Below are 17,488 nucleotides of genomic sequence, written 5' to 3'. Positions count from 1 at the left end.
CGGTGCGCAAGTGGCGTCAGTACGATCACAGTCGAAAAGATGCTGAAGAAATCCTTCCGCCCTCAAGCGTCCGATTACTGCCCATGAGAGACCGAAAACACCGGAAGAGGAAATGCGCCATTCCACAGTCGTTTCGGCCGGAAGCGCCCCCTTGACGAGCATCCGAGTCCCGTTGAGCACACACGTCCTGGCAGATGGGCGGGGTACCACGCGATGAGCTTCCGGCTCCGGGTACTCGGCCTGCTGATGCTGGTCGCGATGGCTGCCACCGCCGCCACCGGCTGGTTGACCCTGCGTCAGGCGAACCGCCAGGTCCAGGAGAGTGTCACCGCGGGACGGCAGGAGGTCTCCCGGATCACCGGCGACCTCCGCGCCTACGGGTTCGCGCACGGCACCTGGGAAGGCCTCTCGCCGACGGTGCGCCGCCTGGCCGAGGACACCGGCCAGCGCATCCGGGTCGCCACCGAGAACGACGTCCTGCTCGCCGATTCCGACGCGCTCGAGGGCCGCGCCCCCCGCCCGGTGAGCAACCAGCCGCCCGTGCTGGTCGACCCGCGTCCCCTCCTGCGGATCCCCGCGGGACAGCTACCGCGGACCTCGATGAAGCTGACGGCGACCGCGATCGCCCAGTACCGCGCCGAAGCGGTGTACGCGGCCTGTCTGACCCGGGCGGGGGCCGACGTGACGGCCCGGCATGACGAGACCGGCGTTCCGCGGATCAGCACAGAGCGCCGGTCGGAACGGTGCGAGGAGCCCAAAGGCGCACCGGACCCGCAGACTCCGCAGGACCTCGAGGTGATCCGGACCTGCGAGTCGGAGCAGCAGTTCACCACCTGCCTGCAGCGGGTGTTCAACGAGCGCGTGGGCTCCGCCGCCCCGCCACGCCTGGTGATCCGTCTCGGCGTCCGGGACGAGTCCCCGCCCACCCTGGCCGCGGCACCCACGATGGCCGTCGCAGCCGGTGTCGCCCTCGCCGCCGTGCTCGGCGCCCTGCTCCTGAGCCGGGCGGTGCTGCGCCCGGTCCGTGCCATGACCCTGGCCGCCGGGGGGCTGGGCGAGGGAGACCTGGGGCGGCGGGTGCCCGTCTCCGGCCGGGACGAGATCGCCCAACTCGGCCGTGCCTTCAACCGGATGGCGGAGTCCATACAGGCCGGCGAGGAACGCCAGCGCCGGCTCACCGGTGACATCGCCCACGAGCTGCGCACCCCGCTGGCCAATCTGCGCGGCTATCTGGAGGCCCTGCGGGACGGGATCGTCGAGCCGACCCCGGAGCTGCTGGATTCCCTCCACGAGGAGGCACTGCTGCAGCAGCGAATCGTCGACGACCTGCAGGATCTCGCGCTGGCCGAGGCCGGTGCGCTCACCTACCACCGGGTGCGCGTCGACCTGCGCGAGCTCCTCGAAGCCGCCGGCACGGCTCACCGTGCCCAGGCCGACGCGGCAGGTGTCGCGCTGCGGCTGGAGGCGCCGCGGCCTGTGGACGTCATCGCCGACGCCGACCGACTGCGCCAGGTCGTCGGCAATCTGGTCGGTAACGCGCTGAGGGCCACGGCACCGGGCGGCACGGTGACACTGGCCCTGGCCCGGCACGGCGATCTCGCGTTCCTTCAGGTGCGGGACACCGGAAAGGGAATACCCGCCGAGGACCTGCCGCATCTCTTCGACCGCTTCTGGCGGGCGGACGCGGCACGGGGCCGCGCCACCGGAGGAAGTGGCCTGGGGCTGTCCATCGCCCGCCAGATCGTGACCGACCACCAGGGGACGATCGCCGTTCAGAGCACCGTGGGCGTCGGCACGACCTTCACCGTCACGCTCGCCACGACCGGGCCGTCGGCCGACGCCGGCTGATCGACCCGGTCAGGACCCCGCGCGGGTGGGCGCCGAGCCGTCCACCAGGCGGTATCCCCGGCCGTACACGGTCTCCAGATGGCGCGGCCGGGCGGGGTCGTCCCCCAGCTTCCGGCGCAGGTTGCGCACATGGGCGTCCACCGTGCGCTCGAGTACGTCGCTGTCGAAGCCGAAGGCGCGTTCGATGATCTGGGCCCGGGTGAACACCCGACCCGGCTCGCGGGCCAGAGCCTCCAGGATCGAGAACTCCTTGGAGGTCAGTGCCACCGGACGGCCCGCCACCCGGACCTCGAAGCGGGCGGTGTCCAGTTCGACCGCGCCGACCCGCAGCACCTCGCTCCCGGCCGCGCCGCCCTTCCTGGAGCGCCGCAGCAGCGCCCGTACCCGCGCGGTGAGTTCGCGGGGACTGTACGGCTTGGTGAGGTAGTCGTCGGCCCCCAGGTCGAGGCCGAGGAGCATGTCCTCCTCGGTGCTGCGCGCGGTGAGCAGCAGAATCGGCACCTCATAGCCCTCGGCACGCAGGATGCGGCATACGTCGAGTCCGTCGACGAGCGGCAGCATCACATCGAGAACGATGAGATCCGGCCCCGTCGAACGCGCCCGTTCCAGCGCTGCCCGGCCGTCGGCCACGACCTGCACGGCGTTGCCTTCCCGTTCCAGATAAAGCCGGATGAGACGAGATTGTTTTTCGTCGTCTTCGGCGATCAGGATGCGCGCGCTCAACGATTCTCCTCAGGGAGGCTCTGCACGATTCCAGCACCGTTGATATCAACGCGCCTCCGGAATTCCCACCTCCGGAAAATCCCGGGCCGACCGCACTCGCTGGGCGTCGAGCCGTTCGACCATCTCGGCACTGCGCGGCAGCGGGCAGCACACCCGCTCACCGGCTCAGCCGGCCGCACGCAGATGTTCCTCGATGAGACGGTCCCGGCAGCTTCGGCAGTGTCCGGGCTCCTCGGCGCGGAAGGCGCGCTCGCAGCCGTCGCAGGTCTGGAACGGCAGCACGACGGGGCGCCCTACGTCCGGCGGAAGTGGCGCAGGGGGTGGCACCGGCAGCGGGGTTTCCCGGAGGCGGAAGGCCAGGACGCTTGCCGGGCGGGTCCGGAAGCGGTCGGGGAGCCGTACGGTCAGCAACTCCGTGATCTCCCGCGGCCCCACACCGGCCTCCAGCCACTCGGCGACGGCCGGTGCCAGTCGGGCGGCCTCCTGTGCGGAGAGGACGAGCCGCGGGTCGACCCGGCGCAGGGCCGTCAGTACGGCGACGGCCTCGGGCGCCGCGTCGGCGAGCACGGGCGCCGGGCTCGGGGGCTCCTCAAGGCCGGGAGCGAGCACCGTGTCCCGTCGGGGCGGCTCCTGGGCGGCGGTCCGGGCCCGGCGCGGCTTCGGCGGCTCGGGCGGGTGAGCGGGGTCGTCGCCGCCGGGCACGTCGTAGAAGTACGTCCGGGTGCGGACCTGCCCGGTGGGCGTCCGTTCACGGCGGCGTTCCAGGTATCCGGCCGCTTCGAGTTCCCTGAGCGCGCGCGAGATGAGGATCTCGCCCTCGCTGAAGTGCTCGCACAGGGCGGCGATGCTCACGGGGGAGCCGTCGGGAAGGGAGGAGATGTACGCCGCGACGCCGATCGTGACCGCGCTGCCGCGCCGCTGGGCGAGGGCGTTGGAGATCACCGTGAAGTCGGCGGTGAGGCGGGTGCGTACATGGATCACGCCGGAGGTCGGAACTCCGGCGTCGGCGCGCAGGCGCGCGTTAGACTGCGAGTCATCCATCGGGAAGTGCGTTCTTCCTGATCGGTCAGGCCCTCGATCGGGATTGCCGTCCCGGCCGGGGGCCGTATCTGTTTGCGGTTGTCGCGGCGAACGTAACGGTCCGTTACCCGTCGCTGCAAGCCGGTCACTCGGACGGGTGACGCCGCCCTTCCGGCGTGGGGAGGGTGGGTGGGCGGGTAGTTCTTTCCCCCGGTTCTTTCAGGAGGTCAGCGGCCCGCCGGACCCTCGTGGACAAGGGCCCGGTGAGCCCGGAAGGCGGACGGCGACCGGAATCCGGCTGCCTCAGGAACGGTCGCGCCCGGCCTTCAACTCGCCTATGAAAGCGCCCCAGGAGGCTGCTCCGAAGCACAGCGCCGGGCCCTGCGGGGCCTTGCTGTCACGGACCGGGACGACGGCCGCCCGGAACCCGTCGGCCACCTCCACGCAGTTGCCGCCCTCCTGATTGCTGTAGCTGCTCTTGCGCCAGGCGGCGCCGTTCAGATCGGGACGGGACGTTCGCTCCACGGTGGTTGTCCTCCATCACGGATCGGATCATGTCGAGCGACATGAGCGGGGGCAGAGCTGCCGCCCGCAGCCGATCGTAAGTCAGCGCGAAGTCCCTGACCTCGTCCGGATCCTCGATGAGTTGGCCGTAGTGCGCGCCTTCCGTGTAGGCGACCTCCGAGCCGTCCGGCATGGTGAGCACCGTGAGCGAACCGCCCATGACCTCGTGCTCGCCCTGGTCGAACGGCAGCACCTGCACGGCGATGTGGCGTTCCGCCCTGGTCCCGAGCAGTCGCTCCAACTGCTCACGCATCACCGCCGGGCCGCCGACCGGTCGCCGGAGCACCGCCTCGTCGAGGACCGCCCACAGCTCGGGCCGACCGGGCGTGCCGAGACGCTCCTGCCGTCCCAGGCGAAGGGCGACCCGTTCCTCCAACTGCTCCTCGCTGCCGAGCGTCCGCCCGACGCTCAGCACCGCACGCGCGTAGTCCCCGGTCTGCAGCAAGCCGGGGACCACATGAGCCGCGTACTCGCGGACGGCCACCGCCCGCTCCGAGTACTCCATGAACTTCCGCGACCAGTCCGGGAACGCCTCCCGGTACACGTGCGGCCACAGCTCCACCAGCAACTCGTCCGCGCCGAGGGCCGCGTCCAGCGCACGCGCCAGATCCAGTGTCGGCTTCGCCCCGGACGCCCGCTCGACCTGGGTGATCCGCGTGCTCACCACATGCGTTCGATCGCCCAGCTCGGCCTGGGTCAGTCCCGCAGCCGTCCGGAGCCTGCGCACCCGCGCACCGAACAGGGCGGCCATCGACGCACTGGGGTCAATTCCGTTGGCCAAGGCATCACTTCCGTTCCTTACCGCCTCAAAAGTAAGGCTGCACCACCTGTCGAGCGTAGGACGATCCGTCGATGCTTGAGCACAGAACGTGACGACTCGTGTGCGTCGCGACACACCTTCGCTCCACGGAAAGGGACGAACAGGCCGTGCCGACAGAAACCGCCACCCCGGGGGACGAGCAGGAACTCAAGCCGCTCAGCCTGCGGTTCCCCTCCTCCCCGCATGGTGCGCAGCTCGCCCGGCGTCACGCCGTCCGATGGATGGAGCAAGGGGGCTATCCTCCGGCGTCGGACGCCACCTGCGCGGTCGCCCTCGTCGTCGGCGAACTCGCGGCGAACGCCGTACGGCACGGCCGGGTCCCCGGCCGGGACTTCGGTCTCCGGCTCGCCCTCGACCGGGCTGCGGACCTGCTGCGCATCGAGATCGCGGACGCCGCCTCCGCGAAGCGGCTGCCCACAGCGGCACCCTCCTCGCATCCCGAAGGCGAGTCCGGCCGGGGGCTGCTCCTGGTGGACGCCCTGGCCGCGCGCTGGGGGTCGGCGCCTCGCCGCCCGGTGGGCAAGACGGTGTGGGCGGAGCTGCGTCTTCCGTCCGAAAGCGCACGAGAGCACCCGCCTGCCGGTGCGGGAGTCCATCAGTCGCAGGCGCCGCTCCCGGCGAGCCGGGCGACCACCGCCGCGATCGCCACCGCGAGAGCGGCGCCCACGCCGTAGCGGACGCCGTCGGCGGCGCCACGAGGTCCTCTGCGCGCAGCTTGCTGCACCCGTGGAGTCCTCAAGCTGCAGCGGCCCTCTCGCTCCGCCCCGCCCCGCGACCGCCCCGACCGTCCCGACCGCCGTTGACAGCCGAGTACGGGCCGCGCTGCTCGCGCACGCAAAAGGCCGGCTGAGCTGAGGGGCCGGAGCGCGAACGCACCCGCCCCGGCCCTCTACGGCGACCCGGGCGAGAGGGGCGACAGGGGCGACAGGGGCGACAGGGGCGATCCATAGGGGGCCGGCCACCGGAAAAAGCAGACGGCGCGTACAGCGCGTACCTGTTCGTACGCGCCGACGCGCCGCAGGGGCCCCGGCGGGGGGCCTACTCGTCGTCCTCGGGCTTCTCCGCCTCGTTGATCTCCTCTTCGAGACCGAGCTGCTCGACGAGCCACTTGTCGAACTCGATCGCCGCGCGCACCCAGCTGACCGTCGAGGAGACGAAGTGCTCCAGGCTGACACCCATGCCGATCAGCATCTGGGCCTCGCCGATCAGGCGGACCGTGCCGTCGTCGTGGGTGTGGCTGTAGACCTTGGGCCACAGGGTCCGGCGGTTCCAGTCGTCGATCGACTCGAGGATCTGCGGCTTGGCCTCGATCTCGTGGGGCCGGTCGTAGAACGTCCGCACGGAGAAGACCTGCTGGTCTCCCTCTCCCCGGAACATGAAGTAGGTGCGGAACTGCTCCCACGGCGCCGCGAGGTCTCCCTCGTCGTCGACGACGTACTTGAGCTCCATCTGGTCGAGGAGCTGCTTCACGAGGTCCTGATCCGGGACGACGGGGCCGGCCGGGCCGCCGGGCTGCGGCTCGGGCTGGCCCCCGAAGTTCGGAATCGAGGACGGGTCGATGGTCACCGTGAATTTCCCTTCGTACGGATTCCGCCATCCTCCCCCATGCGGGGAGGGGGGTGGCAAGCCCCGACGGACCCTGTCAGCCCTGGGCTGACACGATCCGGTCAGCCGCAACCTCCGAGTACCCGCAACCGTCCTCCTGAGCAGCCGACAAAGGGGGGCCGTGCCCATGCAGGCAGCGAACAGAGGTCATACCCGGTGGGGCATCGTCCTGCCGTTCCTGGCACTGCCGGTGGTGGTGCTCGGCGTCCTGATCATCGGCCTGTTCCTGTGGGCCTGGTCGGACGACGACGAGGCCCGCGGCGGCAAACGTACGGGCGCGGCGGCGACCGTCCCCTGCACCGAGGCCCTGGCCTTCGGCGCCGCCGAGCGCCCCGCGAACGCCCGCGCCCACGACTGCACCGTGCAGCGGGGCATCGACACCTCGTACTCGGCGGTGCTGCGGATGCCCCGCGAGGACGTCCGCGACTGGCTGCGCGAGACGTACCCGGGCGCCCCGGAGCCCCGCACGGGCGGCGGCGCCTGCGGGGCACTCTGCCTCGACGTGACCCACGAGAACGGCCTTCCGGGCACGGCGGAGGCGCATGTGGTGCAGGTGAGGGTGGAGCACGTGAACGCCGAGACGGCGCTGGTGCGCTTCTCGGCGTTCACGATGTGACCGGGCACGGTCCTACAGCGTCTTGCCCGTCGCCGGTCCGACCAGGAGCCCGTCCTCGAAGCGGTCCACCCGGACCGTGTCACCGTCCTTGATCTCCCCGGACAGGATCTCCTTGGCGAGCCGGTCGCCGATGGCGGACTGCACGAGCCGTCGCAGCGGCCGGGCGCCGTACGCCGGGTCCATGCCCTCCTCGGCGAGCCAGGCCAGCGCCTCGGGCGTGATGTCGAGGGTGAGCCGCCGCTCGGCGAGCCGCTTGGCCAGGCGCTCCAGCTGGAGCTTCGCGATGCGCTCCAGCTCGGGCTTGGTCAGCGCGGAGAAGACCACCAGGTCGTCCAGGCGGTTGAGGAACTCCGGCTTGAAGGAGGTGCGGACCACCTCAAGCACCTGTTCCTTCTTCTCCTCCTCACTGGTGATCGGGTCGACGAGGAACTGGCTTCCGAGGTTCGACGTCAGGACGAGGATCGTGTTGCGGAAGTCGACCGTGCGGCCCTGGCCGTCCGTCAGGCGCCCGTCGTCCAGCACCTGGAGCAGGATGTCGAAGACCTCGGGGTGGGCCTTCTCCACCTCGTCCAGCAGGACGACGGAGTACGGGCGGCGGCGCACGGCCTCGGTGAGCTGGCCGCCCTCCTCGTAGCCGACGTATCCGGGCGGGGCGCCGACCAGACGGGCCACGCTGTGCTTCTCGCTGTACTCCGACATGTCGATGCGGACCATCGCCCGCTCGTCGTCGAAGAGGAAGTCGGCGAGCGCCTTGGCCAGTTCGGTCTTGCCGACGCCGGTCGGGCCGAGGAAGAGGAACGACCCGGTGGGCCGGTCGGGGTCGGCGATCCCGGCGCGGGACCGTCGTACGGCATCGCTCACCGCGCGCACGGCCTCCGTCTGGCCGATGAGCCGCTTGCCGAGCTCGTCCTCCATGCGCAGCAGCTTCTGCGTCTCGCCCTCCAGCAGGCGCCCGGCCGGGATGCCGGTCCAGGAGGCGACGACGTCGGCGATGTCGTCGGAGCCGACCTCTTCCTTGACCATGGTGTCCTTGGCGACCTCCTCCTCGGCCTCGGAGGCGGCCTCCAACTCCTTCTCCAGGGCGGGGATCTCGCCGTAGAGGAGCTTGGAGGCGGTGTCGAAGTCGCCGTCGCGCTGGGCGCGTTCGGCCTGGCCGCGGATCTCGTCGAGGCGTTCCTTCAGCTCACCGACGCGGTTGAGGGACTGCTTCTCCTTCTCCCAGCGGGCGGTGAGGCCGCGCAGCTCCTCCTCCTTGTCGGCGAGGTCGCGGCGCAGCTTCTCCAGGCGCTCGCGGGAGGCGGCGTCGGTCTCCTTGCCGATCGCCAGCTCCTCCATCTTGAGCCGGTCGACGGCGCGCTGGAGTTCGTCGATCTCGACGGGCGAGGAGTCGATCTCCATGCGGAGACGGGAGGCCGCCTCGTCGACGAGGTCGATGGCCTTGTCGGGCAGGAAGCGGGAGGTGATGTACCGGTCGGAGAGCGACGCGGCGGCGACGAGCGCGCTGTCGGCGATCTGGACCTTGTGGTGGGCCTCGTAGCGGCCCTTGAGCCCGCGCAGGATCGCGATGGAGTCCTCGACGGTCGGCTCGGCGACCAGCACCTGCTGGAAGCGCCGCTCCAGGGCGGGGTCCTTCTCGATCCGCTCGCGGTACTCGTCGAGGGTCGTCGCCCCGACCATGCGCAGCTCACCGCGCGCGAGCATGGGCTTCAGCATGTTCCCGGCGTCCATGGCGGAGTCGCCGCCGGCGCCGGCCCCGACGACGGTGTGCAGTTCGTCGATGAAGGTGATGATCTGCCCGTCGGAGTCCTTGATCTCGGCGAGGACGGTCTTCAGCCGCTCCTCGAACTCGCCCCGGTACTTGGCGCCCGCGACCATGGCGCCCAGGTCGAGCGCGACGAGCCGCTTGTCCTTCAGCGACTCGGGCACGTCGCCCTTCACGATCCGCTGGGCGAGCCCCTCGACGACGGCGGTCTTGCCGACGCCGGGCTCACCGATGAGCACGGGGTTGTTCTTGGTCCGCCGGGACAGCACCTGCACGACGCGCCGGATCTCCTGGTCCCGCCCGATGACGGGGTCGAGCTTGCCTTCGCGCGCGGCGGCGGTGAAGTCGGTCCCGAACTTCTCCAGTGCCTTGTACTGCCCCTCGGGGTCGGCCGTGGTCACGCGTCGCTGCCCTCGCGTCTTCTGGAATGCGGCCTGGAGCTTCTTGGCGTCGGCCCCCTGCCGGGACAGCACCTCGCCGGCCGCGCCGCCCTTCGCGGCGAGGGCGATGAGGAGGTGCTCGGTGGAGAGGTACTCGTCGCCCAGGTCCTTGGCGCGGGCCTGCGCGTCGGCGACGACGGCCAGCATCTCGCGGTTGGGCTGGGGCGGCGCGACGGTCGACCCGGTCACGCTCGGCAGCCCGGCGAGCACGCGTTCGGCTCCGGAGCGCACGGCGGCCTGGTCGGCGTCGACCGCGGCGAGCAGGTCGGTGATGTTCTCGTTGTCCTGTCCCTGGAGCAGGGCGAGCAGCAGATGGGCCGGAGTGAGGTCGGCGTGTCCCTCGGTCACGGCCCGGTTGCTGGCAGCGTTGATCGCGTCCCGGCTCCGGTTGGTCAGCTCGGCGTCCACGTTCGCGTTCTCCTCCTTGCACTGACCCGAACGGCTTGCACAAAGTTGAGTCTAGTGCACTCAAGGACGGTTCCGGGAGGCTAGGAGGGTCTAAGTTCCGGGGCATGGCGACCAAGTACTCCGTGGACCCGGGCGCTCCCGACCCGACGTATCTCGACTTCTGGCGGGAACGGCACCTGTGCACCCTGACGACTCCCCGCCCGGACGGCACTCCGCATCTGGTACCCGTCGGGGTCACCTACGATCCCGAGGCCCGTCTGGCTCGGGTGATCACGAACCGGGCGAGCGCGAAGGTGCGGTACGTGCGGGCCGCCGGGGAGCAGGGGGCGGCCGTGGCCGTCTGCCAGCTGGAGGGCCGCCGGTGGGCGACGCTGGAGGGCAGGGCCTTCGTCCACGAGGAGCGGGACCGGGTCGCCGAGGCGGAGCGGCGCTACGCGGAGCGCTACGGCAGGACCCCCTCACCGAACCCGTCGCGCGTGGTGATCGAGATTCACCTGACGCGGGCGATGGGACGGGGTTGACATAAGTGAAAATCCACACCGGTGATCGACAGGATCCGGCCACCGCCTGATCATGCCGATACCCGGAAATATCCCGGAAAACTGCAGCGGCGTCACCGTGTTCAGGTCACGGTGACGCCGCTGCGGGGGGAAGCACCTGAGCGATCTGTTACGACGGGGGAATCGCGTCAGGCACTGCGGGGGGTGGCAGAGATGGTCCTCGGGGCGGGAGCGTCGGCCTCCACCTGCCGGTGGTCCCTTTGGTCCAGGTTCACAAAGATCATTCCGTACCGTACGGCACATCGCACTGGCTGCGGCGCCCCCCGAGGCCGCCGCAGACACCGGTAAGCCCGTACGTCCTCGTCGTCGTCCCGCGTGACGACCACCGGCTCGCCGAACACGGTCACCATCAACGAGTCACCGCTGTGGGGGATGGCGGTGACCAGGTCGATGAAGTGCCAGCCGGAGCGGTAGGCGGTCGCCATTTCACGCCGGAAGGAGCGGTCGTCGGGTGGAGTGGTCACGTCAGCTCCCGGCTCCGTCTGCAGTGGCCACCACGGACCGGGCCGCCGCCGGCCACACACTGTCGGCCAGAACATGACTCTTGGCGGCCGCCGGCCAGACACTGTCCGCCCGGTCATCGCCGTTCGCGCCCGACAGGCCACTCACGGTTCCGAAGGCCACGACGGCAGAGAAGGCGGCGACAAGCCCCAAGCGAAGCATTCTGTTACGCATAGTCGGCTTCGTCCTCACTTGAAGGTCCCCTCTTCCCCCGTCGAATACGACGATGGCTCATTCGGGCACGTCATGGCCACAGAATCGATGCATCATGTTCCTGCATGTTCAGGACCCTGGGGGGTGGAGATTTGACAACGAATCGGACCAAGGTGACACATCCCCATGTGGTGACCGAGATGTGCGAGGAAGGTGGCCGACTTTACGCGAACGCCCTGCGTGCGGGACGCGTTCTGCGAGCGGACGTGGAAGCGGCTCCCTGCCTGATGGAGTTCGCCCTTCTCCACCCGGACCCCGACGACCCGGACTGGCTGCGTCCCATCCCCCCGGCCGTGGCACTCGCGCAGCGGCTCAATCCCATCGAGAACGAGATCACCCAGCGCAGGCGCGTGTCGATCGAACTGTCCGACACCTTCGCCCCTTTCATGGCGCTCAGCGCACAGACCACGACGTCCAGCGACTCCATCACCGTGCTGGAGGGCAGCGAGCGCATCAACGCCGCGCTCAACCTGGCCACGGCCCAGTGCCAGACCGAGATGCTCACGATCCAGCCGAGCGGTCACCGGCCCGAACGCAGCCTGATCCAGGGGCTGGAACGCGACCGGCCGCTGATCGAACGTGGTGTGCGCATACGGACGCTGTATCCCCACACCGCGCGGCACAACCCCGAAAGACTGGCCTACGCGGGCCAGTTCTCCGACGGCAAGGTGGAACACCGGACCATCGACGGGCTGATGGAACGGCTCATCATCTGCGACGAGACGGTCGCGTTCATCCCCACGCGCGACGACCAGAAGGTCGCGCTGGAACTCCGTCATCCGGGTCTCGTCTGCTACCTGATCAAGGTGTTCGAATTCATGTGGGACCGAGCCGTCCCGCTGAGCGCCGGCGCCCCCTACGAAACCGCCCCCGACGGCATCACGGAGCTCCAGCACTCCATCGCCAAGCTCCTGGTCGAGGGCCATGTCGACGAGGCCATCGCCCGCCGCCTGGGCATGAACGTCCGCACCTGCCGGGCCCACATCGCCAAGCTCGCGCAGGCTCTGGGCAGCGGCAGCCGCGCCCAGCTCGGCTACCTCATCGCCCAGTCCGGCATCCTGGAACGCGCGGGTGCGCCCCAGTGAGCGCACCGCATCCGGAGCACGGCACGGAAGACCTGTGCTCCGCGGGCACGGACCTGTACGAACGGGCACTGCGCGAGGGGCGGTTACCGGCCGGGGAGGCCCACTCGGCCCCTTGCCTCGTCGACCTCGGCCTGCTGCATCCCGCGCTCGACGACCCGGCCTGTCTGGAGCCCGTCGCCCCGGTCGTCGCGCTGCACCGGCTGCTGCGCGGCTCCGGGGAGCGCATCGCGAACGAACGGCAGCGTGAGGCACGGCTGGCCGAGACGTTCGGCTCCCTCATGCGGATCGCCGGTCACGGACCCACGGCCACCGAGAGTCCCGTGATCCGGCTGCACACCGGCACGGAACAGATCAACCGGGCCATCACCGACGCCATGGCCGAGGCCTCCGGGGAACTGGTCACCGTCCAGCCCCGCGCCGGACTCACCGGGGCACGCGGCCAGGCCGCCGACGCCGCCTCGCTCGGCCGCGACCAGGCCGCGCTGGACCGGGGCTGCCGGATACGCACGCTCTACCCGCACACGCTGCGCCACTTCCCGACCATCGCCGCCCGGTGCGAGCGGCTGAAGGGCGACATCGAGGTGCGCTCACTGGACGAGGTGCCCGACCGCCTCATCGCCATCGACCGCGCCGTGGCCTTCATCCCGGCCGACAAGGACGGCAAACTCGCCCTGGAGATCCGTCACCCGGCCCTGGTGGGCCACCTGGTCACCTCGTTCGACCGCCTGTGGCGCCTCGCCACCCCCATGCACCCGACATCCGCCCCCCGGCCCTCCCCCGACGGCATCACCCCCCGCCAGCACGCCATAGCCGCCCTCCTCGTCGAAGGCCACACCGACGCGGTCATCGCCGACCGGCTGGGGATGAACATCCGTACCGCCCGCGTCCACATCGCCAAGCTCGCCGCGACGCTGGGCAGTCAGAGCAGGGCGCAGCTCGGGTTCCTCATCGGACGCTCGGGGATTCTTGACCAGGAACGCTGAGGGGCGTGGCGGAGCGCTGTGGTCCGTCCAGGCCCGCCTGGGCGATGCGCACGCCCAGTTGCGTACGGCTCGCCGCCCCCAGCGTCTCCGAGAGCCGCGCGATGTGCGCCCGGCACGTCCGGACGCTTATGCCCAGCCGCTCCGCGATGACGGCGTCCTGATGCCCCTCCGCCAGCAGCGCCGCGATCGACTGTTCCCGGTGGGAGATGCCCTCGATGCCGGTGTCGGGGAGCGGGGCGGTGAGGGGGATGGCGAGGCGCCACAGCCGCTCGAAGACCGTGACGAGGTACTCGACGATCGCCGGATGCCGTAGTTCCAGGGCCATCGTGCGGTCGGAGTTGGCGGGGATGAACGCCACCGTCCGGTCGAAGAGGATCAACCGGTCGATCACCTCGTCCAGCGTGCGCGCCTGAACCGCGTCGCCCATCAGCTCCAGGTAGTTCAGCAACCCCTGCCCGTGCCGGGCGACATGGGTGTACAGGTCCCGCATCCGCACGCCCCGGCCGCGCAGCGCCAGCGCCCGGTGCAGCCCCTCGGAGAGCTCCGCCTCGCGGCGGATGCCGCCGGGCTGCACCGTGAGGACCTCGGCCGTGCACGCCTGGGTCGCCTCGTCCATCGCGGCCTGGATCCGGGCGAGTCCGTCCAGGACCCGGATCGCCGGGCCCTCCGCCGCCGACGCGGCCGGCCGCACCCGGTGGCCCAGCCCCGCGTACCACTCGACGGCCGCGACGGCCGAACCCACCCGCCGCCCGCTCGCGCTGACCTCGTCGTACATCCCGCGCAGCAGCCGGGTCATGACCTCCTGCGGGGAGGTCGGCACCAGCCAGTCCATGTCGTCGGGGTCCGGGTGCAGCAGGGCGAGTTCCAGCAGGCAGGGCACCGGCTCCGCGTCCTGGCGCGGCACCCGGCCGCGCCGTACGGCCCGGGAGTACACGCGATCCCCGGCCCCGCACAGTCGGTCGGCACCATGGGGATGCTCATCCGCCCCGTGCCCGGCCATCGCCCATCCCACCCCCGGTTTCGCCGTCCTGCCGCAGCGCAACTATGCGCGGCCCGGACGTGCTCCGCAACACGGCTCCCCGCGCGACGACCACCGGAAACCACCGGTACGCGCCGGTATCTCCGGGCTCGGTTCATCCGGTCGCGGGTCTGGTCGCAACGCAGGGCCAGGGGTTCGCGACGCAGGGCAGGGGTTCGCGACGCAGGGCAGGGGTTCGCGACGCAGGCCAGGGGTTCGCAGGGCATGGCCAGGGGTTCGCAAGGCATGGCCAGGGGTGGTGAACCAGGCTCGGGGCGCGGCTACTTCAGGCCGATGGCCCGGCACGCGGCCCTGTACTCGGCCGTGCAGATGTCCGACAGCTTGTAGATGTCGTCCGCGACCACCGTGTCCTTGATGTTCTCCCTGGTGAGCGCGACCACCGGCACGAGCTGCGCGGGAATGCCCTTGTCGGTGGGGCTGTCGACCTTGTCGCGGGTGAGCGCGGCGAACTGGATGTCGCGGCCCTGGACCTTGGCGACCGCCATCTCCGCGGCGTTCTCCGCCTCCTGCGGGTAGGACTTGTACACGCTCATGTACTGCTCGCCGCTGATGATCCGCTGCACCGCCGGCAGCTCCGCGTCCTGCCCGGTGATCGGCGGCAGTTCGGTCACGCCCGCGGCCTCAAGCGCCTTGACGATGCCGCCCGCCATGCCGTCGTTGGCGGAGTACACCGCCGCGATGTCGCCCTTGCCGATCTCCTGGATCGCCTCGGCCATGTTGGCCTGGGCGTTCTCCGGCTTCCAATCCTTGGTGTCGAAGGACCGGGCGATCGTCACCTTGCCGTTCAGCTCGGACATCGCGCCCGCCTTGAACTGCTTGGCGTTCGGGTCGGTGGACGAGCCGTTCATCATGACGATCTTGTCGGAGAGGCTCGCCTTCTCGCCGATGGCCTCCAGCAGGGAGCGACCCTGGACCTCGCCGACCAGCTCGTTGTCGAAGGAGATGTACGCGTCGATCGGGCCCTCGGCCAGCCGGTCGTAGGCGATGACCGGAATGCCGGCCTCCTTGGCCTTCTCCACGCCGCTCGCGATGGCCTTCGCGTCGACGGCGTCCAGCAGGATCACGTCGACCTTGTCGTCGACCATCTGCTGCAACTGGCCCGCCTGCTTGTCCGCGCTCGCCTCGGCGTTGGCGTACTCGACGCGGCCCTTGTCGTTCGTGAGCGACTCGACCTTCCGCTTGATGATCGGGTAGTCGAAGTTCTCGTAGCGCGTGTTCGCCTTCTCCGGCAGCAGCAGTCCCACGGTGATGTCGTTGCCCTTGGCCGGGCTCGCGTCGTCACTGCTCCCCGTCGCGTTGAGCACGCCGCAGCCGGCGAGCGTGACGGACATCGTGGCGGCGGCCACGGATATGGAGATACGACGACGCATGCGGGGGCTCACTTCGCGTGTGATTCGGACGTGGGCACAGCTTTGTGGCCCATGTGACTCAAAAGCCAACGCGGACGCGCCCTCAGCGTCAAGCGGAACCACTTAACGAGATGGCAACACCACGCTCCGCAAGCGTTGTGAAGACTCTGCGGAATCGTCTTCAAGTGACGCACACCACCCGGTCATCCACGGGAGGCTCAGCGAAACCAGGGCGAGAGCCGCAAAGCACGCGAAAGGGGCCGGGATCAACTCCCGGCCCCTTCACCTGCGTACACGCGTCAGTCGGACTGCTGCTGCCGCTTCGGCCGCCACACCACCAGCGCGCTGGTCTGCTGCACCTCCTGGTACGGCACCAGGTCGCGGCGGTACGACGCGTGCACCGCGGCCTCGCGCTGGCGCATCGCCGCCGCCGCGCCGTCGAGCGCGTCCTGCATCTCGGCCACCCTCGCCTGGAGCGCGGCGACCTGGTTCTCCAGTTCGATGATGCGCTTGATACCGGCCAGGTTGATGCCCTCGTCCTGCGACAACTGCTGGACGGTGCGCAGCAGTTCGATGTCACGAGCCGAGTAGCGGCGGCCCCGGCCGGCGGTGCGGTCCGGGGAGACCAGACCCAGCCGGTCGTACTGGCGCAGGGTCTGCGGGTGCAGGCCGGACAGCTGGGCCGCCACCGAGATGACATAGACCGGGGTTTCCTCGGTCAGTTCATACGGATTGCGCCGACGACCGTCCATCTGACTCATGCTCCCTTCGCGGCCTGGAACAGATCCGCCCGCGGATCCTCACCCGCGGTCGCCTCTCGGTACGCCTCGAGTGCGTCACGAGCATTCCCCGACAGGTCCTTCGGAACACTCACCTCCACGGTGACCAGAAGGTCGCCGCGGGTGCCGTCCTTGCGGACCGCGCCCTTGCCCCGGGCGCGCATGGTACGCCCGTTGGGCGTGCCCGGCGGCAGCTTCAGCGTGACGGGCGGGCCGCCCAGGGTGGGCACCCGTACCTCGCCGCCGAGGGCCGCCTCGGCGAAGGTCACCGGGACGGTGACCGTGAGGTTGTCGTCCTTGCGGCCGAACACCGGGTGGGAGTCGACGTGCACGACCACGTAGAGGTCGCCCGCCGGCCCGCCGCGCTCGCCCGGTGCTCCCTTGCCGCGCAGCCGGATCCGCTGACCGTCGCTGACGCCCGCGGGGATGCGCACCTGCATGGTCCGCGAGGACTTGGCCCGGCCGCTGCCCTTGCAGACCTCGCAGGCGTTCTCCGCGATCAGGCCGCGGCCCTTGCAGTCCGGGCAGGGGTCGGTCAGGGAGAAGCCGCCACCGCTGCCCCGGGCGACCTGCCCGGTGCCGACGCAGGTCGGGCACACACGCGGTGTGCCGTTCTTGTCGCCGGTGCCCGAACAGGCCTTGCAGGGAGACTGCGACGACATCCGCAGCGGGACGGTCGCGCCCTCGATCGCCTCCGTGAAGCTGAGCGTGACCTCGGACTCGATGTCCTGGCCGCGCCGGGGGTGCGTACGCGTCCCCGGACCGCCCGCGCCGCCGCGGTTGAACAGGCCCCCGAAAACGTCACCGAGCCCGCCGCCGAAGCCGCCGGCCCCCTGGCCGCCACCCTGGGCGCCGCCCCCGAAGAGGTCGCCCAGGTCGAAGTTGAAGGAGCCGCCCGCGCCGCCCGGCCCCGGGCGGAAGCCGCCGTTGCCGAAGAGGGCGCGCGCGTCGTCGTACTCCTTGCGCTTCTTGGGGTCGCCGAGGATGTCGTTGGCCTCGGAGATCTCCTTGAAGCGCTCCTCTGCCTTGACGTTTCCCTTGTTGGCGTCCGGGTGGTTCTCGCGGGCGAGCTTCCGGTACGCCTTCTTGATCTCGGCCTCGGTGGCGTCCTTGGGGACGCCGAGGACCTTGTAGTAGTCCTTCTCGATGAAGTCCTTGGTGCTCATCCTCGAC

17 protein-coding genes are annotated in these 17,488 nt (G+C 70.4%); 6 read left to right on the top strand and 11 right to left on the bottom strand.

Going from position 1 to position 17,488, the window contains the following annotated elements:
- The first annotated feature begins 213 nt into the window (after positions 1–213).
- Positions 214–1,848, top strand: a complete 1,635-nt coding sequence (locus tag FDO69_RS28175; protein ID WP_104783131.1) for an ATP-binding protein — start codon at positions 214–216, stop codon at positions 1,846–1,848.
- A 9-nt stretch (positions 1,849–1,857) separates the two neighbouring features.
- Here the strand turns inward: FDO69_RS28175 and FDO69_RS28170 are convergent, their stop codons facing one another.
- The 4 genes from FDO69_RS28170 to FDO69_RS28155 form a co-directional block, all read right to left on the bottom strand.
- On the bottom strand, positions 1,858–2,571 hold the full coding sequence (locus tag FDO69_RS28170; protein WP_104783128.1) for a response regulator transcription factor: 714 nt from the start codon (positions 2,569–2,571) through the stop codon (positions 1,858–1,860).
- A gap of 165 nt (positions 2,572–2,736) precedes the next feature.
- Positions 2,737–3,612: a hypothetical protein gene (locus FDO69_RS28165; protein WP_104783125.1), complete on the bottom strand. Its 876-nt coding sequence runs from the start codon at positions 3,610–3,612 to the stop codon at positions 2,737–2,739.
- 282 nt (positions 3,613–3,894) lie between these two features.
- Complete coding sequence (locus tag FDO69_RS42330) at positions 3,895–4,029, bottom strand: DUF397 domain-containing protein (RefSeq protein ID WP_234388154.1); 135 nt, start codon at positions 4,027–4,029, stop codon at positions 3,895–3,897.
- A complete protein-coding gene (locus FDO69_RS28155; RefSeq protein WP_104783121.1) occupies positions 3,989–4,906 on the bottom strand; it encodes a helix-turn-helix domain-containing protein in 918 nt (305 codons plus the stop codon). Before FDO69_RS28155 ends, FDO69_RS42330 begins: the two co-directional genes overlap by 41 nt.
- 176 nt (positions 4,907–5,082) lie before the next feature.
- Between FDO69_RS28155 and FDO69_RS28150 the strand changes: the two genes are divergently transcribed.
- A complete protein-coding gene (locus tag FDO69_RS28150) occupies positions 5,083–5,649 on the top strand; it encodes an ATP-binding protein (RefSeq protein ID WP_104783118.1) in 567 nt (188 codons plus the stop codon).
- Between the two features lie 364 nt (positions 5,650–6,013).
- Here FDO69_RS28150 and FDO69_RS28145 read toward each other — a convergent pair whose 3' ends face one another.
- On the bottom strand, positions 6,014–6,541 hold the full coding sequence (locus FDO69_RS28145) for a YbjN domain-containing protein (RefSeq protein ID WP_053670429.1): 528 nt from the start codon (positions 6,539–6,541) through the stop codon (positions 6,014–6,016).
- Positions 6,542–6,707: 166 nt separating this feature from the next.
- On the opposite strand from FDO69_RS28145, the gene FDO69_RS28140 reads away from it, so the two are divergent.
- Entirely contained in the window at positions 6,708–7,196 is a 489-nt protein-coding gene (locus tag FDO69_RS28140; RefSeq protein WP_104783115.1) for a hypothetical protein, read from the top strand.
- Between the two features lie 12 nt (positions 7,197–7,208).
- On the opposite strand, the gene clpB is transcribed toward FDO69_RS28140, so the two are convergent.
- Positions 7,209–9,806, bottom strand: a complete 2,598-nt coding sequence (clpB, locus tag FDO69_RS28135; RefSeq protein ID WP_104783112.1) for an ATP-dependent chaperone ClpB — start codon at positions 9,804–9,806, stop codon at positions 7,209–7,211.
- 104 nt (positions 9,807–9,910) lie between these two features.
- Here clpB and FDO69_RS28130 point away from each other — a divergent pair, with 104 nt between their 5' ends.
- Positions 9,911–10,327 (top strand): pyridoxamine 5'-phosphate oxidase family protein, encoded by a 417-nt coding sequence (locus FDO69_RS28130; protein WP_104783109.1) that lies wholly within the window; start codon positions 9,911–9,913, stop codon positions 10,325–10,327.
- Positions 10,328–10,494: 167 nt separating this feature from the next.
- Here FDO69_RS28130 and FDO69_RS28125 read toward each other — a convergent pair whose 3' ends face one another.
- Positions 10,495–10,791: a Rieske (2Fe-2S) protein gene (locus FDO69_RS28125; protein WP_078955969.1), complete on the bottom strand. Its 297-nt coding sequence runs from the start codon at positions 10,789–10,791 to the stop codon at positions 10,495–10,497.
- A gap of 354 nt (positions 10,792–11,145) precedes the next feature.
- Between FDO69_RS28125 and FDO69_RS28115 the strand changes: the two genes are divergently transcribed.
- The gene (locus tag FDO69_RS28115) at positions 11,146–12,165 is read left to right on the top strand and encodes a helix-turn-helix domain-containing protein (protein WP_167526694.1); all 1,020 of its coding nucleotides are present in this window, start codon (positions 11,146–11,148) and stop codon (positions 12,163–12,165) included.
- A complete protein-coding gene (locus FDO69_RS28110) occupies positions 12,162–13,148 on the top strand; it encodes a helix-turn-helix transcriptional regulator (RefSeq protein ID WP_104783100.1) in 987 nt (328 codons plus the stop codon). Before FDO69_RS28115 ends, FDO69_RS28110 begins: the two co-directional genes overlap by 4 nt.
- On the opposite strand, the gene FDO69_RS28105 is transcribed toward FDO69_RS28110, so the two are convergent.
- The 4 genes from FDO69_RS28105 to dnaJ form a co-directional block, all read right to left on the bottom strand.
- Entirely contained in the window at positions 13,111–14,148 is a 1,038-nt protein-coding gene (locus tag FDO69_RS28105; RefSeq protein ID WP_104783097.1) for a helix-turn-helix transcriptional regulator, read from the bottom strand. The two genes, FDO69_RS28110 and FDO69_RS28105, sit on opposite strands and share 38 nt — an antisense overlap.
- A gap of 299 nt (positions 14,149–14,447) precedes the next feature.
- Positions 14,448–15,557 (bottom strand): sugar ABC transporter substrate-binding protein, encoded by a 1,110-nt coding sequence (locus FDO69_RS28100; protein ID WP_420878551.1) that lies wholly within the window; start codon positions 15,555–15,557, stop codon positions 14,448–14,450.
- Between the two features lie 278 nt (positions 15,558–15,835).
- Positions 15,836–16,288 (bottom strand): heat shock protein transcriptional repressor HspR, encoded by a 453-nt coding sequence (locus FDO69_RS28095; protein WP_033310108.1) that lies wholly within the window; start codon positions 16,286–16,288, stop codon positions 15,836–15,838.
- Positions 16,289–16,293: 5 nt separating this feature from the next.
- Positions 16,294–17,481 (bottom strand): molecular chaperone DnaJ, encoded by a 1,188-nt coding sequence (gene dnaJ, locus FDO69_RS28090; RefSeq protein ID WP_104783091.1) that lies wholly within the window; start codon positions 17,479–17,481, stop codon positions 16,294–16,296.
- Positions 17,482–17,488 lie beyond the last annotated feature (7 nt).

Source organism: Streptomyces tibetensis, from assembly GCF_007655005.1.
GTDB classification, from domain to species: domain Bacteria; phylum Actinomycetota; class Actinomycetes; order Streptomycetales; family Streptomycetaceae; genus Streptomyces; species Streptomyces tibetensis.
This window is presented reverse-complemented; position numbering and strand designations above follow the sequence as displayed.